Origin of the sequence: Erwinia aphidicola (genome assembly GCF_014773485.1) — a bacterium.
GTDB classification, from domain to species: domain Bacteria; phylum Pseudomonadota; class Gammaproteobacteria; order Enterobacterales; family Enterobacteriaceae; genus Erwinia; species Erwinia aphidicola.
Window position 1 is genome coordinate 551,617 of sequence record NZ_JACXBP010000004.1, and the last position, 23,667, is coordinate 575,283.

A 23,667-nucleotide genomic window follows, 5' to 3' on the forward strand; every position below is an offset into this window, starting at 1 on the left:
TATTTAAGGGTTATTATGCTTGCCCTTACCCTGTTGCTATAGAACTTCGACTGTGGAATTTTCAACGCAATGACGACTCAGGCTCCCAATAACTTGCTTCCGTTAAACCCGGACCAGCTCGCCCGCTTGCAGGCAGCCACCGGTGATTATTCAGCGACCCAACTGGCGTGGCTTTCCGGTTATTTCTGGGGCATGGTTAACCAGGCGCCGGGTAGTGCTGTTGCGGCGGCGCCTGCTGCGGTTGAAGCACCTACCATCACTATTCTTTCCGCTTCTCAGACCGGCAATGCCCGCCGGCTCTCTGAACAGCTGCGCGATGACCTGCTGGCCGCCAAACTCAACGTAAACCTGGTGAATGCCGGTGACTACAAGTTCAAGCAGATTGGCCAGGAAAAACTGCTGGTGGTAGTGACCTCCACTCAGGGGGAAGGCGAACCGCCGGAAGAGGCGGTGGCGCTGCATAAATTCCTGATGTCGAAAAAAGCGCCAAAAATGGACGGCAGCGCCTTTGCGGTGTTCGGCCTTGGCGACACCTCATATGAGTTCTTCAGCCAGGCAGGGAAGGATTTCGACGGCAAGCTGGCTGAGCTGGGCGGTGAGCGCCTGTTAGAACGCGTGGATGCCGACGTGGAGTACGCGGCGCAGGCGGAAGCCTGGCGCAAACAGATCGTTGAGATCCTCACGGCACGCGTGCCGGATGCCAGCGCCACCCAGTCAGCGGCAGCCGCGGCGGGCAGCGTGAATGAAATTCACAGCAGCCCGTACAGTAAAGAAGCGCCGCTGACCGCCAGCCTGGCGGTGAACCAGAAAATTACCGGCCGCGACTCCGATAAGGACGTGCGCCACATTGAAATCGACCTTGGCGATTCCGGCCTGCGCTACCAGCCGGGCGATGCGCTTGGCGTCTGGTTTGAGAATGATGCCGCGCTGGTGCAGGAACTGCTGGAGCTGCTGTGGCTGAAAGGTGACGAGAGCGTTACCGTTGATGGCAGCACCCTGACGCTTGCTGAAGCGCTGCAAAAACATTATGAACTGACGGTGAATACCCCGCAGATTGTTGCGGAGTATGCCAAACTTTCCCGTCATGAAGCGCTGCTGGAAACGGCCGGCGATAAATCCAGACTGCAGCACTTCGCGCAGAACACGCCGATTGTCGATATGGTGCGTTTCGCCCCGACCGAACTGAATGCCGAACAGCTGACCGGCCTGCTGCGTCCGCTGACGCCGCGCCTCTACTCGATTGCCTCTTCCCAGGCAGAAAGCGAGAGCGAAGTGCATATCACCGTGGGCGCGGTGCGCTATGAGATTGAAGGGCGTGCCCGTGCGGGTGGGGCATCCAGCTATCTTGCTGACCGCCTTGAAGAAGACGCGGAAATCCGCGTGTTTATCGAGCATAACGACAATTTCCGCCTGCCCGCCAACCCGGAAACCCCGGTGATTATGATTGGTCCTGGCACCGGTATCGCCCCGTTCCGCGCCTTTATGCAGCAGCGCGACAACGATGGCGCCAGCGGTAAAAACTGGCTGTTCTTCGGCAATCCGCACTTTACTGAAGACTTCCTCTACCAGGTTGAGTGGCAGCGCTACGTCAAAGATGGCCTGCTGACCCACATTGATTTAGCCTGGTCGCGTGATCAGCAGCATAAAGTTTACGTTCAGGACAAGATCCGCGCCAAAGGGGCGGAAGTGTGGCGCTGGATTGAAGAGGGCGCGCATATTTACGTCTGTGGCGATGCTAACCGCATGGCGAAAGATGTAGAACAGGCATTACTGGAAGTGGTAGCTGAATTTGGTGCAATGGACATCGAATCGGCCGATGAATTTTTGAGTGAGCTGCGCATTGAGCGCCGTTATCAGCGAGATGTGTACTAATGAGCGATGAAAAATATCCAGGACCGCTGGTTGTCGAAGGCAAGCTGGTTGACGCCGAGCGTCTGAAAAAAGAGAGCAACTATCTGCGCGGCGGCATCGCAGAAGACCTGAATGATGGTCTGACCGGTGGCTTCAATGGCGATAACTTCCTGCTGATCCGTTTTCACGGTATGTACCAGCAGGATGACCGCGATATCCGCGCCGAGCGCGCCGAGCAGAAGCTGGACGCACGTCATGCCATGATGCTGCGCTGCCGTCTGCCGGGCGGCATTATGACGCCAACCCAGTGGCTGGCGATTGATAAATTCGCCGCCGACAACACCATTTATGGCAGCATCCGTCTGACCAACCGTCAGACTTTCCAGTTCCACGGCATCCTGAAAGGCAACGTGAAACCGGCGCACCAGATGCTGCATGAAGTGGGCCTTGACGCCCTGGCGACCGCCAACGACGTGAACCGTAACGTGCTGTGCAGCTCAAACCCGATTGAGTCCGAGCTGCATCAGGAAGCCTACGAGTGGGCGAAGAAGCTCTCCGAGCATCTGCTGCCGCAGACCCGCGCTTACGCTGAGATCTGGCTGGATCAGGAGAAGGTCGCGACCACCGACGTGGAGCCGATCCTCGGCGAAACCTATCTGCCGCGTAAGTTCAAAACCACCGTGGTGGTGCCGCCGCATAACGACGTCGATCTGCACGCCAACGACATGAACTTTATTGCCATTGCTGAAAACGGCAAGCTGATCGGCTTCAACCTGCTGGTGGGCGGGGGCTTATCTATCGATCACGGTAACAAAGCAACTTACGCCCGCACCGCAACCGAGTTCGGCTATCTGCCGGTTGAGAAGATCCTCGACGTGGCGGCTGCCGTGGTGACCACCCAGCGCGACTGGGGCAACCGCACCGACCGTAAAAACGCCAAGACCAAATACACTCTGGAGCGCGTCGGTCCTGAGGTGTTTAAAGCGGAAGTTGAACGCCGGGCCGGTATCACCTTTGAGCCGACCCGTCCTTATGCGTTTACCACGCGTGGCGACCGCTTCGGCTGGGTGAAGGGTATCGATAACAAATGGCACCTGACCCTGTTTATCGAAAACGGCCGTATTCTTGACTATCCTGGCCGGCCGCTGAAAACCGGCCTGGCGGAGATCGCCAAGATCCACCAGGGCGACTTCCGCTTAACCGCCAACCAGAACCTGATTGTCGCGGGCGTGCCGAAGTCGGAGAAAGAGAAAATTGAACAGCTGGCGGTATCGCACAGCCTGATGGAGAACGTCAGCCACCAGCGTGAAAACTCGATGGCCTGCGTCGCGTTTCCGACCTGCCCGCTGGCGATGGCCGAAGCCGAACGTTTCCTGCCAGAGTTTGTCACCCGCGTTGAGGGGATCCTGACTCAGCACGGCGTCGGCGATGAGCACATTGTGCTGCGCGTCACCGGCTGCCCGAACGGCTGTGGCCGTGCGCTGCTGGCCGAGATCGGGCTGGTAGGCAAGGCGCCGGGCCGCTATAACCTGCACCTTGGCGGTAACCGCATCGGGACGCGTATTCCGCGGATGTATCGCGAAAACATCAACGAAGAGCAGATCCTGGCTACCCTTGATGAACTGATTGGCCGCTGGTCGCAGGAGCGTGAAGCCGATGAAGGCTTTGGTGACTTCACCATCCGTGCCGGTGTGGTTAAGCCGGTACTCGATCCGGCCCGTGATTTTTGGGAATGATGGAGGCGTGATATGGCAGTTCTCGATCTCTCTGTACTGAACGAGTTACCGAAGGTTGAGCGCGTGATGGCGCTCGCCAAAATTAACAACCAGCTGGACAAACTCTCCGCCGAGGATCGGGTGATCTGGGGCCTGGAGAATCTGCCGGGCGAAGCGGTACTGACCTCCAGCTTTGGTATTCAGGCGGCGGTCAGCCTGCACCTGGTTAACAAACAGAAACCCGGCATTCCGGTTATCCTTACCGATACCGGTTATCTGTTTCCGGAGACCTACCAGTTTATTGATCAGCTGACTGAGAAGCTGGATCTTAACCTGCAGGTGTTCCGTGCTGAGCACAGCCCGGCATGGCAGGAAGCGCGCTACGGTAAGCTGTGGGAGCAGGGCGTTGAGGGCATCGAACGCTACAACCAGATCAACAAGGTCGAGCCGATGAACCGCGCGCTGGAAACGCTGAAAGCGCAGACGTGGTTTGCCGGCCTGCGCCGCGATCAGTCCGGCAGCCGTGCGCATCTGCCGGTGCTGGCGATCAAAAAAGGGGTATTTAAGCTGCTGCCGATTATCGACTGGGATAACCGCCAGGTTTATCAGTATCTGCAGCAGCACGGCCTGGGTTATCACCCGCTGTGGGAGCAGGGCTACCTGTCGGTGGGCGACACCCACACCACGCGCAAGTGGGAGCCAGGTATGGCAGAAGAAGAGACCCGTTTCTTCGGCCTGAAGCGCGAGTGTGGGCTGCACGAGTAATATGCCGGCCGGGTGAGGCATGCCTCACCCCTGCGCACTGACGCGTGCTCCCCGTCGGGATATTCTGAGCACTCGGTTTTTTGCACGGGTCGGGCACGCCCGACCCGCTGATCCAGCCAGCGTAAATCAAATCCCCGTCAGCTCGGCAAACTTCTTCGCGGAGCGGGTAATATTCACTTTGGTGACGTCATAGCTGGCGACCTGCTGGAAGGGGTCTTCTGCCAGAATCACATCCAGCTGTTTCCGATCCATTTCCCTTACCATGATCATGCCACCGGTGCGCGGATCTTTACGTCCAGCGCTGATAAAGGCCCCGGCGGTGAAGTAACGATTGAGCCAGTCAAGGTGCGGCTCTAACAGCGCTTCAACTTCTTCCATTGGGCGGGTGTAGGTCAGAAATACGATATACATCGGCAACTCCAGAGTTTAAGGATTAGCAAGTTCGCGGATCAGCGGCAGCAGCACGGTGACGCTGTCGTGCGTGCGGCGCGTGATGCGGCCCGGCAGCCAGCGGTCAATATAGGTTAAATTATCACGCTGTGCCTGATGGCGCAGCAGGGTGGGGAATTTCTCAGCGACTGCCCGTGGCGCCTTTCCGTTGACCCCATCGCTGGCCATCACCAGCAGCAGCGGGAAGCCTGCGCGATCGAACGGCCCCTGCTCCTGCGCGGCGTTGAGTTTGATGGCGCTGATACCGTGGCGGTGGGCCAGCGCTATTGCCCGGTCGCGCGTCTGCATGATCACCGCTTTTGGGGTTTTGCTGCCGCTGGTGAACGCCAGCTGATTACCGATAATCAGGCTGTCGAGGTTAATCACCAGCAGGGTGTTATGTTTCTCTTCCGGCGTCATGCGCGACAGGTAATCTTCGCTGCCCTGCTGGCCAATCTCTTCACCGCTGAGCGCCACGAAACGCAGGCTGTAGTGCAGCGGCGTGCTGGCAAGCCGTGCGGCCAGTTCCATTATCACGCCGAGGCCTGAGGCATTATCATCAACGCCCTGATCGCTCAGTCCCCCGAGATTTTGCTGCATCTCTTTGTCGCTGTGCGGCATCCAGCTGTCGCTGTGGGCGATAATCACAATCTGCTGCGGCACTTTGCCTTCGCGCGCGGCAATCACCGAGGTGGCATTCACATTACGCCACGCCTTATGCCCGTCCTGATATTGATACTGGTAGCGGGTATTAAAACGGCGCTGGTCGCTGTGGTAACCCAGCTGGCTGAACTGATGCTGCAAATAGTCGGCGGTGAGCATCTCTGCCGGGCTGCCCGCCATGCGGCCGGGAAAATAGGTGGCGATATGACGTAACTGCTGTTCTGCCATGCTGCCGCTCTTAAGGCTGGCTGCATGAGCTGGCAAACTGAGGCCGCAGCCGAGCAGCGCTGCCAGCGCTCCCAGACGCAGTAGAGTGAACATTTGCGATCCTTAATCGTCATCCTGTGACGTAATGTGCGAAAATATTTGCCGGGCTAGTATGAAATTGTGAAGCGGGTTACACAATTTCAATCTCTCTGAAAGCCCCCAAATATCATCCGTTAAGCACATTTTGTTCGCTGCTTTACCAGGACGTTATTCCATTCAGTAACTACTCATTCCAATTAGTAATTTCATAAGCTTGCTGGCCGGGACGTATAGTCCCTTTTAACTTAACGTGTTTAAGACAGGGTTCACGTGGATTATCTCCCTTTATTTGCTGATATCAGGCATAAGCCGGTGCTGGTGGTAGGCGGCGGCGATGTTGCTGCGCGCAAGATTGAGCTATTGCGCCGCGCCGGAGCACACGTGCAGGTGGTCTCACAACAGCTGTGTGAAGAGCTGACGGCACTGGAGTCCAGCGGCAGTATCGAATGGCTGGCGACAGAGTATCAGGCCGCGCAGCTCGACCGGGTATTCCTGGTGATTGCCGCAACCGACGACGGCGATTTGAACGGCCAGGTTTTCATCGATGCCACCGAGCGCCATCTGCTGGCGAACGTGGTGGATGACCAGCCGAAGTGTTCATTTATTTTCCCTTCTATTGTTGACCGCTCCCCGCTGGTGGTGGCGATCTCCTCCAGCGGCACGGCGCCCGTACTGGCACGCCTGCTGCGCGAGAAGCTGGAATCTCTGCTACCCGCCAACCTCGGCCAGATGGCAGAAATCGCCGGGCAGTGGCGCAACAAGGTCAAAGCACGTTTTAACATGATGTCGGATCGCCGCCGCTTCTGGGAAAAGGCGTTTAACGGCCTGTTTGCCAACCAGGTGGCATCCGGCAACGTCGAGGGGGCAAAGCGCACCCTTGACCAGCAGCTCACGGACCCGGAAGCGTCCCAGGGCGAAATAATCCTGGTGGGTGCGGGCCCGGGCGACAGCGGTCTGCTGACGCTGCGCGGCTTGCAGGTGATGCAGCTGGCGGACGTGGTGCTGTATGACCATCTGGTCAGCGATGAGGTGCTTGACCTGGTGCGCCGCGATGCCGATCGCATCTGCGTGGGCAAACGTGCTAATGCGCACAGCGTATCGCAGGAAGAGACCAATCGCCTGCTGGTAGAGCTGGCTCGCCAGGGTAAACGCGTGGTGCGCCTCAAAGGCGGGGACCCGTTTATCTTTGGTCGCGGCGGCGAAGAGCTGCAGGCCGCAATGGCGGCGGGCATTCCCTTCCAGGTGGTACCGGGCGTCACCGCCGCAGCGGGCGCCACCGCTTATGCCGGGATCCCGCTGACGCACCGCGATTACGCGCAGAGCGCCCTGTTTATTACCGGCCACTGCCGTGCAGACGGTGAGGATATGGACTGGCCATCACTGGCGCGCGCCAGTCAGACGCTGGCGGTGTATATGGGAACAATGAAAGCCGGGGAGATTTCCAGCCAGCTGATCGCTCATGGTCGCGACCCGCACACGCCAGCGGCGGTAATCAGCCGCGGCACCCGTCAGGACCAGCAGGTTCTGACCGGCACCTTACAACAGCTTGAAGAACTGGCACGCAACGCCCCAACTCCGGCGCTGATAGTGATTGGCGAAGTGGTCAATCTGCATCAGCAGCTGGCGTGGTTTCAACATTCAGCGCAGCAGGATGGACGCGAGTCCCCCGTTGTGAATTTGGCTTGAGGAAAAGTTATGGATCAAAAACGACTCACTCATCTGCGTCAACTGGAAGCGGAGAGTATCCATATTATTCGCGAAGTGGCGGCAGAGTTCGGCAACCCGGTGATGATGTACTCCATCGGAAAAGACTCATCGGTGATGCTGCATCTGGCGCGTAAAGCCTTCTACCCGGGTACGCTGCCTTTCCCCCTGCTGCACGTTGATACCGGCTGGAAATTTCGCGAGATGTACGAGTTCCGCGACCGCATGGTGAAAAACATCGGCGCCGAGCTGCTGGTGCACCGTAACCCGGAAGGGGTGGCGATGGGGATTAACCCGTTTGTCCACGGCAGCGCGAAGCATACCGACATCATGAAAACCGAAGGGCTGAAGCAGGCGCTGGATAAGTACGGCTTTGATGCGGCCTTCGGCGGCGCACGGCGTGATGAAGAGAAGTCACGCGCCAAAGAGCGTATCTACTCCTTCCGCGACCGCTTCCACCGCTGGGACCCAAAAAATCAGCGTCCTGAGCTGTGGCACAACTACAATGGCCAGATTAATAAAGGCGAAAGCATTCGCGTGTTCCCGCTCTCTAACTGGACCGAGCTGGATATCTGGCAGTACATCTTCCTGGAAAACATTGAAATTGTTCCGCTCTATCTGGCCGCCGAACGCCCGGTGCTGGAGCGTGACGGTATGCTGATGATGATCGATGACGATCGCATTGACCTGCAGCCGGGTGAAGTGATCGAGCAGCGCATGGTGCGTTTCCGTACCCTTGGCTGCTGGCCGCTGACCGGAGCGGTGGAGTCAGAAGCGCAAACGCTGCCTTCGATCATTGAAGAGATGCTGGTCTCCACCACCAGCGAGCGCCAGGGGCGCATGATTGACCGCGATCAGGCAGGCTCCATGGAGCTGAAGAAACGTCAGGGTTATTTCTAAGGAGCCGTCATGAACACTATCATTGCACAACAGATTGCCGATCAGGGCGGGGTGGAAGCCTGGCTGCACGCACAGCAGCACAAAAGCCTGCTGCGATTCCTCACCTGCGGCAGCGTCGACGACGGCAAGAGCACGCTGATTGGCCGCCTGCTGCACGACACGCGCCAGATTTATGAAGACCAGCTCTCCACGCTGCATAACGACAGTAAGCGTCACGGCACCCAGGGGGAGAAACTTGACCTTGCGCTGCTGGTGGATGGCCTGCAGGCCGAGCGCGAGCAGGGCATCACCATCGACGTGGCATACCGCTACTTCTCCACCGAGAAGCGCAAATTTATCATTGCCGACACCCCAGGCCACGAGCAGTACACGCGCAACATGGCGACGGGTGCCTCAACCTGCGACCTGGCGATCCTGCTGATCGATGCGCGCAAAGGCGTGCTGGATCAGACGCGCCGCCACAGCTTTATCTCGACGCTGCTGGGTATCAAACACCTGGTGGTGGCAGTCAACAAAATGGACCTGGTGAACTACAGCCAGGAGACGTTTGAGCAGATCAAACAGGACTACCTTGATTTCGCGGCGCAGCTGCCGGCAAATCTTGATATCCGCTTTGTTCCGCTGTCGGCGCTGGAAGGCGAAAACGTGGCGTCAACCAGTGCGCAGATGAACTGGTACAGCGGCCCGACGCTGCTGGACGTGCTGGAAACCGTTGAGGTGCAGCGCGTGGTAGAGCAGCAGCCTATGCGTTTCCCGGTGCAGTACGTCAACCGCCCGAACCTCGACTTCCGCGGCTATGCCGGGACGCTGGCTTCCGGCGTGGTGCAGGTAGGGCAGCGAGTGAAAGTGCTGCCGTCCGGCGTGGAATCTTCCATTGCGCGCATCGTCACCTTTGATGGCGATCTGGAGCAGGCAGCCGCTGGCCAGGCGATTACCCTGGTGCTGAAGGACGAGATCGATATCAGCCGTGGCGATCTGCTGGTGGCGGCCGATGCCGATCTTAAGCCGGTACGCGGCGCAGCGGTTGACGTGGTGTGGATGGCAGAACAGCCGCTGTCACCGGGTCAGAGCTTTGACGTCAAAATCGCCGGCAAGAAGACCCGCGTGCGCATCGAAAATATTCAGCATCAGGTGGAGATCAATAACCTGACGCAGCACGTTGCTCAACAGCTGCCGCTGAACGGCATTGGCCTGGTCGATGTCATTTTCGATGAGCCAATGGTGCTCGACGCTTATCAGCAGAACCCGGTAACCGGCGGGATGATCTTTATCGATCGCCTGAGCAACGTCACCGTGGGCGCAGGCATGATCCGCCAGCCGCTGGCAGAGGAGATGCAGCAGCACAGCGGCGATTTCAGCGCCTTTGAGCTGGAGCTGAACGCGCTGGTGCGCCGCCACTTCCCGCACTGGAATGCCCGCGACCTGCTGGGCGGTAAGTAATATGGCGCAGCATGATGAAAATGTGGTGTGGCACGCCCATCCGGTAAGCCGGGAGGAGCGCGAGTCGCAGCACGGTCATCAGGGCGCGGTGCTGTGGTTTACCGGGCTGTCAGGCTCCGGTAAATCCACCGTGGCCGGGGCGCTGGAGCAGGCGCTGCACCGGATTGGCGTCAGCACCTATCTGCTGGACGGCGATAACGTACGCCACGGCTTATGCCGCGATCTTGGCTTCAGCGATGATGACCGCAAAGAGAATATCCGCCGCGTCGGTGAAGTGGCAAAGCTGATGGTGGATGCCGGGCTGGTGGTGCTGACGGCGTTTATCTCTCCGCACCGCGCCGAGCGTCAGATGGTGCGTGAAATGCTGGGGGAAGGGCGCTTTATCGAGGTGTTCGTTGACACGCCGCTGGCGATTTGTGAAACGCGCGATCCAAAGGGGTTATACAAAAAAGCCCGTGCCGGAGAGCTGCGTAACTTCACCGGAATTGACGCGGTGTATGAAGCGCCAGAGCCTGCGGATATTCATCTTGATGGCGAACAATTGGTAACACAATTAACCGCTCAGCTATTAGACCTGCTGCGTCAGCGAGATATCATCAAATCCTGAGATGGCTATGGCCAACGCCCCCTGCGGGGGCGGTGATCGGGCGGCGACGGCGTAACAGGCTGAAGCCGCCCAGCTTCAACGGGATATTTATGCAAAACGTTACCCCCATGCTGGCACGAAAAGACGAACGCGAACGCGAAGAGCCCTCATGGTCTTTTCCCGGCGGTGTCGTGGGCTTTGTTTCCTGGTGGGTCGCGCTGGCGATACCTTTCCTGCTGTATGGTTCCAACACGCTGTTCTTCTTCCTCTACACCTGGCCTTTCTTCCTGGCGTTACTTCCGGTCTCGGTGCTGGTCGGTATTGCTACCAGCGTGCTGCTGCGCGGCCAGCTGCTGTGGACGATGCTGATCACCGCCCTGCTGGTGATTTGCCTGTTCTGGCTGCTGTTCACGCTGCTCAGCGGCTGGTAACCTCTCCTCGTTGATGAACAAACGCATCGCTGCGTTACAAAATTTTGCCGTCGACCTGCGGCTGCCGGGCTGTTTCTGGTGCTTTTTAACGCGTTTTTATGCCGTATTCTGAGAAAGTGGTTCTATTTCACCTGTAGTGTGGAGTCGTACCAAAAGTTATGGGATGATTGAGCCGTTTTTCAGGGGGCGGGGATGGGAAAACTTACGCTGCTGTTACTTGTACTACTTGGCTGGTTGCAATATTCGCTCTGGCTGGGCAAGAACGGCATTCATGACTATACGCGCGTTAATGAGGATGTTGCGGTGCAACAGGCGAATAACGCGAAGCTAAAAGCGCGCAACGATCAGCTGTTTGCCGAAATCGACGATCTTAACGGCGGTTCGGAAGCGATTGAGGAACGCGCACGCAATGAGCTGGGGATGATTAAACCCGGCGAGACTTTCTATCGCCTTGTGCCGGATCAAAACAGAAGAAACGCGCAGCAAGGTCGAACCGCTAACCAGTAACGATACTCATGACTCCTATCGTCTCCTTCCCGGATGTGATTGCCGTGGTTCCTGCGGCAGGCATCGGCAGCCGTATGCTGTCAGAATGCCCAAAACAGTATCTCACCATTGATGGAAAAACCCTGCTCGAGCATAGCCTGGATGCGTTACTGGCGCACCCGGCGATAAAGCGCGTCATTGTTGCCCTGAGTCCGCTGGACAGCCATTTTTCTCAGCTGCCGGCTGCGCGGGATCCGCGCATCACTACCGTGATCGGCGGTGGCCAGCGCGCGGATTCGGTACTGGCCGGGCTTCAGGCGGCTGATGGCGCGGATTGGGTGCTGGTGCACGACGCAGCGCGCCCCTGTCTGCACCTCACTGACTTAACCCGCCTGCTGGCGATAACCGCGACCAGCCAGGTTGGTGGCATTCTTGCCGCGCCGGTGCGCGATACCATGAAGCGCGCCAGCCACGGACGCGCAGATATCGACCACACCGTCGATCGTGAAGCGCTGTGGCACGCACTGACCCCGCAGCTGTTTCCGCTCACCCTGCTGCGCGACTGCCTGCTGAAAGCGATTGAGGAAGGCGCCACTATTACCGATGAAGCCTCGGCGCTGGAATACTGTGGCTACCGTCCCGAACTGGTCAGCGGCCGCAGTGATAACCTGAAGGTGACGTGCCCGGAAGACCTCGCGCTGGCGCAATTCTATCTCACCCAAATACACAAAGATTAAGGAGTGCGCGTGATGCGTATCGGACACGGTTTTGATGTACATGCCTTTGGCGGCGAAGGCCCGCTGATTATTGGCGGCGTGCGTATTCCATATGAAAAAGGTTTACTGGCGCACTCCGACGGCGACGTGGCGCTGCACGCGCTGACGGATGCGCTGCTGGGGGCTGCTGCACTCGGCGACATCGGCAAACTGTTCCCTGACACCGATGATGCCTATAAAGGCGCCGACAGCCGCGAGCTGCTGCGCGAAGCGATGCGTCAGATCGCCAAAAAAGGTTATCGCGTGGGTAACGTCGACGTGACGATTATTGCTCAGGCGCCCAAAATGCTGCCGCACTCGCCGCAGATGCGCATCAATATCGCTGAAGATCTCGGGATCCATATGGATGAGGTCAACGTTAAGGCGACCACCACTGAAAAGCTCGGCTTCACCGGGCGCGGCGAGGGCATTGCCTGTGAAGCCGTTGCGCTGTTGATGAAGGCATAACGATGGATTTAACCACTCAGGGCTGGCTGTACGGCCAACCCACCGCCAGCGGCGTACTGAAAGCCAACGCCGAAGATTTCGTGGTGATTGAAGACCTTGGCTACGCGCCGGATGGTGACGGTGAACAGCTGCTGGTGCGCATTCGTAAAACCGGCTGCAACACCCGTTTCGTGGCGGAAGCGCTGGCAAAGTTTGCCGGGATCCACCCGCGGGACGTGAGCTTTGCCGGAATGAAAGATCGCCATGCGGTCACCGAGCAGTGGTTCTGCCTGCGTATTCCAGGCAAGGTCACGCCCGATCTCAGCACCTTTGAACTGAGCGGCGTGCAGGTGCTGGAAAGCGCCCGTCATCGCCGCAAGCTGCGTACCGGTGCGCTACAGGGCAATGCGTTTACGCTGATCCTGCGCCAGATCTCCGACCGCGCTGCGGTGGAGCAGCGCCTGCAACGGATCGCTGCGGGCGGCGTACCAAACTACTTTGGCAGCCAGCGTTTTGGTCATGAAGGCAATAACCTGACGATGGCCCAACGCTGGGCGGCGGATGAGATCAAAGTGCGCGAGCGTAATAAGCGCAGCTTTATTCTGTCGGCAGCGCGCAGTGCGATGTTTAATCAGGTGGTCAGCGATCGCCTGGCGCAGCAGGGCTCGCTGGGCAAAGTGTTAGCAGGTGATGCACTGCAGCTGACCGGGCGCGGTAGCTGGTTTGTGGCGGAAGCCGCAGAGCTGGAGAGCCTGCAGCAGCGCGTGGATAACAATGAGCTGCGCGTCACCGCACCGCTGCCGGGATCGGGCGAGTGGGGCACGCGTGAGGATGCGCTGGCCTTTGAGCAGAACAGCCTGGCAAGTGAAGCAGCGCTGATCGCGCTGATGGATCGTGAGCGCGTTGATGCGGCGCGCCGTGCGATGCTGGTTATCCCGCGTGATTTGCGCTGGGAGTGGCAGGATGATGCGACGCTGGAGATGAATTTCTGGCTACCGGCAGGCAGTTTTGCCACCAGCGTGGTGCGCGAACTGCTGCAGACGCAGAGCGCGCACGACGACGCCGACGAATAATCTGCCGGGTTACCGCTTCTGCGGTAACCCAATATTTCCCTTCTGTTTTTTTCTGCTGTTAATAACGAATCTAATAACTAAATTCAGCCAATTAAATATCAGGTAAGCACGGGTGTTTGTTATTTTACTGAATGATTTTATTCCGGCATAAAATGCGGTGTCTGTTTTTAATCCTATATTTAATCTTCAGTTGATGTAGTCTCATTTCCGTCAGGAATTAAGCGTCACGCATTAACAAATGGATAAATAATGATGCCAGGGATGAAATACATTTCAGCCGCAGCGGTGATGTGCCTGCTATTAGCCAATGCCGCATCGGCAAACCTGCCCGCGCTTTCGCAGGAGATTATCGAACAGCAGCAAAAGGCGCGGCTGGAGCAGGCACAGCAGCAGCGTGAAGCGCTGCTGACGCCTCAGAATATTCCCTTATTACCTGCCATTGCGGATAAGGACAGCGGCAGCTGCCAGTACATCACGCGGATTAAATTTATCCGGGCTAACAGCCTGTCGGAAAAAGATAAAGCCGCGCTGGTGCGCCCCTTTGTTGGGCGCTGCCTGACGATGAGCAATATTATGCAGCTGCAACGTGCCGCAACCAATCGCTATATCCAGCGCGGTTTCATCACCTCACATATTTGGCTGTCTCCGCAGGATCTGACGCACGGAACGCTGGCTCTCACCGCCAGTGAAGGGCGGGTTGAGTCTATCACCCTGGGGGGAGATCGCCCGCTGATGCTTAACAGTGCTTTTCCGCACCTGATCGGACGCGTTCTGAACCTGCGCGATCTTGAGCAGGGGCTTGAGCAGCTTAACCGCCTGCGTTCGCAGCAGGTCACCATTGATATTCAGCCGGGAACCCGCGCCGGCTATTCCGCCGTGGTATTGCATCGTGATAACAGCAGGCTGCCGCTGCAGGCTGAACTGGGCATCGACAATAGCGGACAGAAAAGCACCGGACGCGGCCAGCTCAACGCCAGCGCCTCGCTGGATAACCTGCTGCGGCTGGCCGACCGCTGGCTGATTTCAGCCAGCCATAACAGCGACTTTGCCAGCAGTTACCACAGCCGGGCAGTTAACGGGGCGCTGACGTTGCCGTGGGGCTGGTGGCTGCTGAGCGTGCAGGGCGGGTGGAGCGAGCAGCTACAGACGATCCATGCCCGCAGCGGTAGCTGGGACTACCGGGGGAAGAGTGTCAGCCAGCGGCTTAATCTGAGCCGCATGCTGTGGCGAAATGACCGGAGCAGACTGGCTGCCGATGTGGGGCTGAACCACCGACGGATCACCAACCGTCTGGCGGGTGAAAAGCTGCACGTCAGCAGCCCCAGGCTCAGCGTGCTACAGCTTGGCGCCAGTTTCTCCACGCAGCTGGCGGGCGGCTACCTGACGAGCAATCCACAGGTGGATCGCGGGATAGTGCTGTCCGCTGAGGGAAAGGGCGCTGCGCAGGCGCAGGGAGGTCCGCGCAGAACCTTTACTAAATACAGCCTGAATACCAGCTATCTGTACCCGCTCAGCGAACGTCTCTCCTGGCTGACTTCTGCCTATGGGCAAGCTACGGCGGACAACCTGCACGCCAGTGAACGGCTCTCCGTGGGCGGGCAGTATTCGGTGCGCGGGTACAAAGATCGGTATCTCAGCGGTAATCGTGGCCTGTACTGGCGTAACGAACTGAACTGGCAGTTAGGCAGCCTGCCCTCGCTGGGCAGCATCAGCATCACGGCGGCGCTGGATGGCGGCTGGCTGGATGGAGAACGAGGAAACATTAGCGGTGGCAAGCTTGGCGGTAGCGCGCTGGGAATAGCGGCCGAGGGACGCGGGTTCAGCCAGTCGCTCAGCGCGGCAAAGCCGCTGGCCTATCCGCGTGGACTGCACCCGGACAGCTGGGTGATGTACTGGCAAGTGGGCGTTCGCCTGTAGCCTGCTGTTATCACGGGCCTGTCGGCCCACCCTTCAAAGGACTGAATCATGAATAAACACACTCATCCGCTGGCGCGCGGCGTCAGCTACCTGCTGATAGTTTTGACAGCGCTACAGCCTGCGCTGGCGGGAGGGATCACCGCCAGCCAGGCGGCAACCCAGGTACAGCAGGGAACGGTGCCGGTGGTGACGATTGCCCCGCCAAATGCCGCCGGGATCTCACATAACCGCTATGCCGACTTCAATGTCGCCCAACCCGGCGCCGTGCTGAACAACTCGACCGTGGCAGGGCAATCCGCGTTAGCCGGGGCGCTTGACGCCAACGCCAGCCTGCAGGGAAAGGCGGCGCAGCTGATCATCAATGAAGTGACCGGCAGCAGCCGTTCTGAGCTGCAGGGCCAGCTGGAGGTGTTTGGTCAGCGGGCGGACGTGATGATCGCTAACCCCAATGGTATCAATTGCGATGGCTGCGGAGCGATCAACAGTGCAGGGCTGACGCTGACCACCGGAAAACCGCAGCTTGATGCGCAGGGTATGCTCCACGCGCTGGAGGTGACTCAGGGCACGGTATCCATCGGTCCCGGCGGCCTGAACGGCAGCGGGCAGGACTATGTGGAGATCCTCAGCCGGGCCAGCGAGCTGAACGGCAGGATCACCGCCCGCAGCCTGGCGCTGACCCAGGGAGCCAACCGTATTGATTATCATCAGGGGCGGGTAGAGCCGATTGCCGGGGTGGGGGCGGCCCCGCAGCTGGCGGTGGATACCAAAGCGCTCGGCGGTATGTACGCCAGTAAAATTCGCCTGCTGGGCACCGAGCAGGGCGTGGGGGTTAACCTTAGTCACATAACCAGCGACCAGCAGTCGATCGTGCTCAGCGCCAACGGCAAGCTGCAGCTGGCTGATATCAATGCGAAAACCGACCTTAACGCCAGCGGCCGCGAAATCAGCGTTGCCGCCGGGAACAGGCTGAACGCGGGTAACGATATGACCCTGAGCGCGGATGCGCTGACGAATCAGGGCTCGGTTGTGGCCGCGAAAGATATGCGCATTTTCAGTGAGCGTATCAGCAACACAGGCAGCCGCGCGCGGCTTGAGGCCGGTAACAACCTGTGGCTGCAAAAGGATGCGCAGGGTGCGAAGGCGCTGCTGGTTGAAAACCGTTCGGGGACCATCACCACCGGCAGCGGCGACATGGTGATCCGCACCGAGAAGCTGAACAATCTGCGCGATCGCCTGGTGTTGGATACCCGACGAGGGGAGCATGATGAAACGGGCACCTTTCTTTATGACGACGCGTTTAATGCCGCTAAGTATCCGGATGTCAGCAAACGCCCCAAAACCAATGCGGTAAGAGAGAGATTTGACCGGTGGTGGGGGCCGGGCACCCTGTTTGAGCGGGCTATCATTCGTTATTTCGCTGACGTTTGGGTGAACAATGAGAGCACCGAATATTTTTCCCTCACCAGCGAGCAGCCAGGGGTAATTGCCTCCGGCCATCATCTCTACGCCAGCGCCGGTGAGCTGACCAATGCCGCCAGCAGCATCAGCTCAGGCGGCAAGATGGTCCTCACCGGTAACCATCTCGAGGTGCTGAGCTATGACGGCGGGATAAAAAAAGATTTCTCGATTTACCGGCGTGATGTTGCAGCTGACGGAGAGTACGAGCGCAGAAATCTGAGGGGTTACAACAATTTTTTTAAAACGGCAACCCAGGGCGTGGCACTGGAAACCGGAGAAACGCTCAACTCACGCCTGAGCGCAGAAGGCGATCTGGTGGCTGATTTTAGCGACAGCATCAGCGCCAGCCTGCCGCTACCGTTCGCGCCAACGGAAAAAACCGAGCTGACATCGGCACTGCGTCCGGACACCTTCAGCGCCCGTAACATTCTGCTGCATGCGGGGCGTATCACCAGCAATGACGGCATGACTGCCAGCGGCAATATGACCTTGATCGCTGACGACGCCATCCTCAATCAACGGGGATCGCTGACGGCCGGTGGTAACCTGTCGCTGACGGCGATTAACGACATTGAAAATATTCAGGGCAACCTGTGGGGAGAGATCGTTGAACTGCTCAGCCGCCAGGGCAGCATCCTCTCCTCCACGCCGGACCAGCCACGCGCCTTCTCCGCCGATCGTATGCAGCTGTTTTCCACTATCAACGCCGGGGCGCTGGCAATCAGTGCCGGAAAGCATATCGCGCTGAACGACACCGAGCTGCAGGTGCAGCACAGCATCAGCGCAAACAGCGGTGGCGACCTGACGATTGCGGCCAGTGACCGGCTGCTGACCCCCCCTGATTTTCTCAAGGCCGGATCAACCCTGACCGCGTTCGAGCATTACAACCGGGCGCTGCTGATCCCTGGCCGGGCGGCGGTGGACGGGGAGATATCGCTGACGGCAGGTGGGGAGATGGCATTGAACGGCGTGGGGCTGCGTGCCGGAAAGGGCATTCTTCTCTCTGCGGGCCAGAGCATTTCTCTTAGCCCTCGCACAATTTCACAGCAGAACCGCTTGCTGGATAAATGGCTCACCGTAGAAAGCCATGCAAAATATTTTCCGTCGTGGCGAGCCCCCGAACTGCGAGCCAGCCTGAACAGCGGTGCAGATCTGCAAATCCATGCCGCAGCGGATATCACTGCGCAGGGGGCACAGCTGACCAGCGTCGGAACCACCACGCTGTACGCCGGGCGCGATCTGCTGCTGGGTGCACAGGCCTATTCGTTTATCGATGCCTCAAACGATAATAACAAAGATGAACGCCAGCTGGTGGCAGACATTCAGGCAGGGAAAAACCTGACGCTGGCCGCTAACGGCAGCCTTATCACACAAGGCAGCAGTGTGAGCGCGGGCGGGGATTTAACCGCGACTGCGGGCGGCAATATGCGTTTCGAATCGGTGGCTAACCGTATCTACCGCGAGCTGAGCAACGGTTATAGCGAAACCCTAAGCCAGCAGGGAACCGCACTGACCAGCGGTGGGGTGCTGACGCTGATTGGCAGCGGCAGCATTCTGTTCCAGGCCACCCGGCTGCTGGCACAGCGCAGCCTCGACGTTGCCGCGCAAGGGGGATATCTCTATGCCCAGGAGATGGAAGAGAGCAGCAGCTATGAGAAAAAAACCACCAAACGCAAGTGGTGGGGCAAGAAAACGACCATCAGGCAAACCGGCCGTACGGTAACGAATAAAGTCACCGCCTTCACCGCTGGGGAGGATATCAGCCTGCTGAGCGGCGAAGACAGTACCTTTGAGGCCAGCAAAATCAATGCGGGCAGAAATGCCAGCCTGATTAGCCAGCGCGGTCAGGTCAACTTTCGTGCGGTAAACAACAGCGCCTTCGAGCAGACCGTTACCACCTCTAAAGGCTTCTTCATCAGGCAGGCAAACCGCGGCTATAAAGCCAGCAGCTGGGTGCTTCCCACGGTGCATTTTGGGGGTGCGCTGATGATCGAAGCGGCAGAAGGCATCAGTGCTGATGTCAAAGCTCAGAACCGCCAGCAGTTACAGGCCACGCTGGCGGTTCTGGGTAATGCGCCGGGTAACGAATGGCTTAACGCACTGAACACCCGGACTGATGTGCAGTGGAAGCCGGTTCAGGATGCTTACGAAAACTGGGATTACCACCACCAGAGCCTGAACCCGGCCGTGGCGGCGGTGATCGCTATTGCCGCTGCCGCCGTCACGGCAGGTAGCGGGCTGGCGGCAACGGCCGGCAGTGCAGCCGCCGGTAGTACGGGGGGAATGACCGGCACGGCTGCCTTCGGTGGCGGTTACTCGGGGATGATGGCGCTCACTTCTCAGGCGGCAGTGGCGCTGGTGGAAAACCAGGGTGACCTGTCTAAAACTCTTAAGGCGCTGGGGAGCCGTGAATCGGTGAAATCTCTGGCCACCTCCATGGCGGTGGGTGGCGCGCTGGCCGGTTTCGACCGGGTGCTGGATATTCAGGCGGTGAATCCGGGCAATGCCCGCCTGCCGGTGCTGGCGAACGATAACTGGCTGAAGGTCGCTCAGCGCGTAGCCGGACAGTCGGTTATCAGCTCCGGCCTGACCACCGTGATTAACGGCGGCAGCTTCCAGGATAACTTCAGCAAGGCGCTGCTGGCTTCCCTTGGCGAGCAGCTGAACGCTGAAGGCGCCGGGCTGATCGGTGACAACGGTGCGGTGCTGGGTGAACCGGGCAGGGTGCTGAGCCATGCGGTCGTCTCCGGTATTAGCGCGGAGATTGCAGGCGGCAGTGCGAAAGGCGCGGCGGTGGGCGCACTGGCGGCGGAGGTCGCAGGCATTGTCATGCAGAGCACGCTGTTCGAACCGCAGTATCTCAATGAGAACGAACGCCAGCTGGACAGGCTGCAGGAGGCGCTAAACGGCAGCGAAGCGAAAGCGCAAACCGCACGCTTTGTCGGAGCGCTGGCCGGGGCGATAAGCACCCATACTCCGGAGGGAGCCTACAGCGCGGCGAAGAGCGGCGAGCTGGTTTACCGCTACAATATGACGGAGCATATGCTGGAGCAGTTCGCGCTGGAACAGCAGCTCGACATGCTGGCAGCAGATAAAGGCGACAGCGACGCCGCGATACGCGTGGCCGGCAGGCGCGATGCGATGGCGGCGGTGGTGATTGTCGGCAGCGGCGGTCTGGCAGCGATGGTGGGCGGAACCGTGATTGCCGCCGCCGCCCCGGAGATGATACTGGCCGCCCGGCTGGCGCTGGCGGGGTGTAAAAGCAACCCGGTATTATGCCTGAACCAGGCCGGAATTTATGCCGCGGATATAGCGGCGCCGGAAGCGGCGGTCGGCACCGGCAGCCTGCTTGCGGGTAGCACAATACTGGTGGGTAAAAGCCAGGAAGAGGCAGTACAATTCGGCAGGCAAGTAGTAGCCGCGTCCGGTAATCTGCTGAAGGACGGCAAGGCAAACCAGGGTAAGCTGGGCGAGTTTATTGCTGCAAAGGGCGTTGCAGAAGGTAATCAGGTGGTATCCGCGGGCGTTGCTGAGGTAACCGGTGGCGCGTTGGCCGTCGGTGCCACGCCGGAAATCGTGGCGGCGGCGAAGGCTGAAGCGGTTACGGCCAGTGCGGCGAAGAATATTGGAAATGGCACAACAGGTTCTTTAAGTGGCCAACCAACTAAACTACCACCGAATGCCTCAGTAGAAAATATACGTTCATTGCAAAGAGAAAATGAGGGTGCGGCGATCCTGTCTCAAAATGGTTATCATGTTGAGCAGAATCCTGTAACTCCAGGGGGCAAAAATCCTGACTATAAAATTAATGGTGAGGTGTTCGATAATATCGCCCCTAAAACCAACTCAGTTCGTAATATTTATGACCGAGCTTTAGAAAAAGTGAATAGTGGTCAAACAAACAATGTTGTTATCAACTTAGCAGATACAAAAGCAAGTGTTAGTGATTTGCAAAAACAATTTAGTGATTGGCCAATTAAAGGGTTAGATAAGGTTATTGTTATCGACCAGACAGGAAAACCAATAAAAATTAAGTAAGGTGGATAAATGTCAATTGATATAGTGTGTTACACATCAATAAGTATTGATGAGCTGAGGGAAAGATTAGGCATGGTGAGGACAAAGTACAACCATCTCTTTGATGGTTCGTATCTTATGTTCGATCCACACACAATTTTAAGTCGCCAACAGCTTGAGTTAATTGATGATCGCATTGAAAAGTACAATCAAGAGACTAAGTTATTAATTGCTGAGGAGTTTGGCCTAAATGAACCAAGGTCTTACTTTTTGATTGCAGTTAATAATAAATATTTCCCTGAGTTGAATACTTCTCAAATAGCAGATGTGTTCAGGAAAGAGTTAGGGGAAAGAAATATCATTGTGCTTTTAAATGGTGAAGATTTAATCTAGATCTTGTAATGAATCCCGCCCTCATCAGGCGGGATCTTCACCATTTCAGCTCGCGTGCATGATATCCGGTGTTGCGCTTAAACTTCGGCACGTCACAGGTGCTGTGCATCGCTCACGAAAACTCTTTAAGCCACTGTGCCACCTTCCTGCGGTTAATCGGCACCACGCTTAAGCCTTCGATGCAGCCCCACAATACTGGTGGGTAAAAGCCAGGAAGAGGCAGTACAATTCGGCAGGCAGGTGGTGGCCGCGTCCGGTAATCTGCTGAAGGACGGCAAGGCGAATCAGGGTAAGCTGGGCGAGTTTATTGCTGGTAAGAATGGGGCTGGTTCTGGAGCCATTAAGCCAACAGGATTATTACCCATATCGGGCAATCCCACCACTCCGGTGAGCAGGGGAGATGCTAATAGTGAGTTCATAGTTGATAGTGCCCAGTTAGGTAAAAAACTTGGCAAGCATGTAGAGGATTTTGGCGGTAGCGCATCGAGTGAAGCTGATAGGCAATTAGTTCTAAACAGAATACATGAAATAGCTAATTATCCTGATAAAATTATACCGGGGACATTCTCAGGGCAAGGAGATAGTGGTACAAGAGGCGATGTATTCTTTAGAATTAAAGATAACGATGTTGTCGTTACTAAGCCTAACGGTACCTTTATTACCATTTTAAAGGATGGTGTGGTAAATAACACTTCTGTAAAAAATGCCTTGCAAGGGAAGTATTAAAATGATTGAAGAGTTGAAAGAGTGGCTCAGTTTCATTGTGGGAAAAAAACTTAAATCAGTTTATGGTCTTATATATTTTTTTGAGGTAGGAGATACTAACCACCCGCAAGAGTTGCAGGTTGTTTTCGAGGCGGCGATGATAAAAAAAATTAGTTGTTCATCGGATGGCGCAACAATGTTAATTCAAGACTCACCTATGATTGAAAGTGAACTAGGGGAATATGGGAAGCAATTGATCAGAGATATCTCTGACATGCCGCCTTTTGAGCGGGTAATAGGTGAAGAGTTACACGGCGTAGACATCATTACCTCTGGGGTGGAGCAAGGTGTTGTTGGTCTTAGATTCAAATTTTCTAACTCAAAAAAAATAGACATACTAACGCTTGGTGATGAAATTTCTTTCTATGAAATGACTCCATTAAAGATAATTGAAGAGGAGGGCTTAAGTTTTCTGTCTATTTATGAGTAGTGACGGTATTGGAACTGAATAACCGGACTGATATGTAATGGAAGCTGGTTGAGGATGCTAACGAAAACTGGGGTTACCACCACCAGAGCCTTTATCCGGCAGTGGCGCGGCGGAAAACCAGGGTGACCTGTCTAAAACTCTTAAGGCGCTGGGGAGCCGTGAATCGGTGAAATCTCTGGCCACCTCCATGGCGGTGGGTGGCGCGCTGGCCGGTTTCGACCGGGTGCTGGATATTCAGGCGGTGAATCCGGGCAATGCCCGCCTGCCGGTGCTGGCGAACGATAACTGGCTGAAGGTCGCTCAGCGCGTAGCCGGACAGTCGGTTATCAGCTCCGGCCTGACCACCGTGATTAACGGCGGCAGCTTCCAGGATAACTTCAGCAAGGCGCTGCTGGCTTCCCTTGGCGAGCAGCTGAACGCTGAAGGCGCCGGGCTGATCGGTGACAACGGTGCGGTGCTGGGTGAACCGGGCAGGGTGCTGAGCCATGCGGTCGTCTCCGGTATTAGCGCGGAGATTGCAGGCGGCAGTGCGAAAGGCGCGGCGGTGGGCGCACTGGCGGCGGAGGTCGCAGGCATTGTCATGCAGAGCACGCTGTTCGAACCGCAGTATCTCAATGAGAACGAACGCCAGCTGGACAGGCTGCAGGAGGCGCTAAACGGCAGCGAAGCGAAAGCGCAAACCGCACGCTTTGTCGGAGCGCTGGCCGGGGCGATAAGCACCCATACTCCGGAGGGAGCCTACAGCGCGGCGAAGAGCGGCGAGCTGGTTTACCGCTACAATATGACGGAGCATATGCTGGAGCAGTTCGCGCTGGAACAGCAGCTCGACATGCTGGCAGCAGATAAAGGCGACAGCGACGCCGCGATACGCGTGGCCGGCAGGCGCGATGCGATGGCGGCGGTGGTGATTGTCGGCAGCGGCGGTCTGGCAGCGATGGTGGGCGGAACCGTGATTGCCGCCGCCGCCCCGGAGATGATACTGGCCGCCCGGCTGGCGCTGGCGGGGTGTAAAAGCAACCCGGTATTATGCCTGAACCAGGCCGGAATTTATGCCGCGGATATAGCGGCGCCGGAAGCGGCGGTCGGCACCGGCAGCCTGCTTGCGGGTAGCACAATACTGGTGGGTAAAAGCCAGG

The 23,667-nt window shown here is 57.6% G+C and carries 20 protein-coding genes and 1 pseudogene; 18 read left to right on the forward strand and 3 right to left on the reverse strand.

Annotated features, from left to right (window positions below; translation table 11 throughout):
• Window positions 1-69 precede the first annotated feature (69 nt).
• From cysJ to ID864_RS12695, 3 genes are read left to right on the forward strand one after another with little or no spacing between them, the layout of a single operon-like run.
• Window positions 70-1,872, forward strand: coding sequence for an NADPH-dependent assimilatory sulfite reductase flavoprotein subunit (gene cysJ, locus ID864_RS12685; RefSeq protein ID WP_191149894.1), 1,803 nt, complete (start codon window positions 70-72; stop codon window positions 1,870-1,872).
• Window positions 1,872-3,587, forward strand: coding sequence for an assimilatory sulfite reductase (NADPH) hemoprotein subunit (gene cysI, locus ID864_RS12690; RefSeq protein ID WP_191149895.1), 1,716 nt, complete (start codon window positions 1,872-1,874; stop codon window positions 3,585-3,587). Before cysJ ends, cysI begins: the two co-directional genes overlap by 1 nt.
• 12 nt (window positions 3,588-3,599) lie before the next feature.
• Window positions 3,600-4,331 (forward strand): phosphoadenylyl-sulfate reductase, encoded by a 732-nt coding sequence (locus ID864_RS12695; protein ID WP_191149896.1) that lies wholly within the window; start codon window positions 3,600-3,602, stop codon window positions 4,329-4,331.
• 126 nt (window positions 4,332-4,457) lie between these two features.
• Here the strand turns inward: ID864_RS12695 and ID864_RS12700 are convergent, their stop codons facing one another.
• Together ID864_RS12700 and ID864_RS12705 are read right to left on the reverse strand one after the other, a co-directional pair.
• Window positions 4,458-4,742 carry a YciI family protein gene (locus ID864_RS12700; RefSeq protein WP_048917129.1) on the reverse strand — a complete coding sequence of 95 codons (285 nt, stop codon included), beginning with the start codon at window positions 4,740-4,742 and terminating at the stop codon, window positions 4,458-4,460.
• A 15-nt stretch (window positions 4,743-4,757) separates the two neighbouring features.
• Window positions 4,758-5,744 carry an aminopeptidase gene (locus ID864_RS12705; protein ID WP_191149897.1) on the reverse strand — a complete coding sequence of 329 codons (987 nt, stop codon included), beginning with the start codon at window positions 5,742-5,744 and terminating at the stop codon, window positions 4,758-4,760.
• A 255-nt stretch (window positions 5,745-5,999) separates the two neighbouring features.
• Here ID864_RS12705 and cysG point away from each other — a divergent pair, with 255 nt between their 5' ends.
• The 12 genes from cysG to ID864_RS12765 all read left to right on the forward strand — a co-directional run bounded on the left by cysG (window position 6,000) and on the right by ID864_RS12765 (window position 21,336).
• Window positions 6,000-7,415, forward strand: coding sequence for a siroheme synthase CysG (gene cysG / locus ID864_RS12710; protein ID WP_133622883.1), 1,416 nt, complete (start codon window positions 6,000-6,002; stop codon window positions 7,413-7,415).
• A 9-nt stretch (window positions 7,416-7,424) separates the two neighbouring features.
• Complete coding sequence (cysD, locus tag ID864_RS12715; RefSeq protein ID WP_048917126.1) at window positions 7,425-8,333, forward strand: sulfate adenylyltransferase subunit CysD; 909 nt, start codon at window positions 7,425-7,427, stop codon at window positions 8,331-8,333.
• A 9-nt stretch (window positions 8,334-8,342) separates the two neighbouring features.
• Window positions 8,343-9,773 carry a sulfate adenylyltransferase subunit CysN gene (gene cysN / locus ID864_RS12720; RefSeq protein WP_191149898.1) on the forward strand — a complete coding sequence of 477 codons (1,431 nt, stop codon included), beginning with the start codon at window positions 8,343-8,345 and terminating at the stop codon, window positions 9,771-9,773.
• 1 nt (window position 9,774) lies between these two features.
• Complete coding sequence (cysC, locus tag ID864_RS12725) at window positions 9,775-10,380, forward strand: adenylyl-sulfate kinase (RefSeq protein ID WP_048917124.1); 606 nt, start codon at window positions 9,775-9,777, stop codon at window positions 10,378-10,380.
• 89 nt (window positions 10,381-10,469) lie between these two features.
• Window positions 10,470-10,790 carry a DUF3561 family protein gene (locus tag ID864_RS12730; RefSeq protein ID WP_048917123.1) on the forward strand — a complete coding sequence of 107 codons (321 nt, stop codon included), beginning with the start codon at window positions 10,470-10,472 and terminating at the stop codon, window positions 10,788-10,790.
• A gap of 192 nt (window positions 10,791-10,982) precedes the next feature.
• Window positions 10,983-11,297, forward strand: coding sequence for a cell division protein FtsB (gene ftsB / locus ID864_RS12735; protein ID WP_048917122.1), 315 nt, complete (start codon window positions 10,983-10,985; stop codon window positions 11,295-11,297).
• 8 nt (window positions 11,298-11,305) lie between these two features.
• Window positions 11,306-12,013, forward strand: a complete 708-nt coding sequence (gene ispD / locus ID864_RS12740; protein WP_191149899.1) for a 2-C-methyl-D-erythritol 4-phosphate cytidylyltransferase — start codon at window positions 11,306-11,308, stop codon at window positions 12,011-12,013.
• Window positions 12,014-12,025: 12 nt separating this feature from the next.
• Window positions 12,026-12,499, forward strand: a complete 474-nt coding sequence (gene ispF, locus ID864_RS12745) for a 2-C-methyl-D-erythritol 2,4-cyclodiphosphate synthase (protein ID WP_048917120.1) — start codon at window positions 12,026-12,028, stop codon at window positions 12,497-12,499.
• 2 nt (window positions 12,500-12,501) lie between these two features.
• Window positions 12,502-13,551, forward strand: a complete 1,050-nt coding sequence (gene truD / locus ID864_RS12750) for a tRNA pseudouridine(13) synthase TruD (RefSeq protein ID WP_048917119.1) — start codon at window positions 12,502-12,504, stop codon at window positions 13,549-13,551.
• Window positions 13,552-13,812: 261 nt separating this feature from the next.
• Entirely contained in the window at window positions 13,813-15,468 is a 1,656-nt protein-coding gene (locus ID864_RS12755; protein WP_191149900.1) for a ShlB/FhaC/HecB family hemolysin secretion/activation protein, read from the forward strand.
• A 48-nt stretch (window positions 15,469-15,516) separates the two neighbouring features.
• Window positions 15,517-20,964 carry a two-partner secretion domain-containing protein gene (locus ID864_RS12760; protein ID WP_191149901.1) on the forward strand — a complete coding sequence of 1,816 codons (5,448 nt, stop codon included), beginning with the start codon at window positions 15,517-15,519 and terminating at the stop codon, window positions 20,962-20,964.
• Window positions 20,965-20,973: 9 nt separating this feature from the next.
• Window positions 20,974-21,336: a hypothetical protein gene (locus tag ID864_RS12765; protein WP_191149902.1), complete on the forward strand. Its 363-nt coding sequence runs from the start codon at window positions 20,974-20,976 to the stop codon at window positions 21,334-21,336.
• 112 nt (window positions 21,337-21,448) lie between these two features.
• On the opposite strand, the pseudogene ID864_RS23995 reads toward ID864_RS12765, so the two are convergent.
• Window positions 21,449-21,529: pseudogene (locus ID864_RS23995) on the reverse strand (SymE family type I addiction module toxin); the annotation flags it as partial.
• Between the two features lie 5 nt (window positions 21,530-21,534).
• Between ID864_RS23995 and ID864_RS12770 the strand changes: the two are divergent.
• From ID864_RS12770 to ID864_RS12780, 3 genes are all read left to right on the forward strand, one after another.
• Window positions 21,535-22,062, forward strand: coding sequence for a hypothetical protein (locus tag ID864_RS12770; protein WP_191149903.1), 528 nt, complete (start codon window positions 21,535-21,537; stop codon window positions 22,060-22,062).
• A 1-nt stretch (window position 22,063) separates the two neighbouring features.
• Entirely contained in the window at window positions 22,064-22,531 is a 468-nt protein-coding gene (locus ID864_RS12775; protein ID WP_191149904.1) for a hypothetical protein, read from the forward strand.
• Between the two features lie 166 nt (window positions 22,532-22,697).
• The coding region (locus tag ID864_RS12780) for a DUF637 domain-containing protein (protein WP_318153234.1) at window positions 22,698-23,667 on the forward strand (970 nt) is incomplete at its 3' end.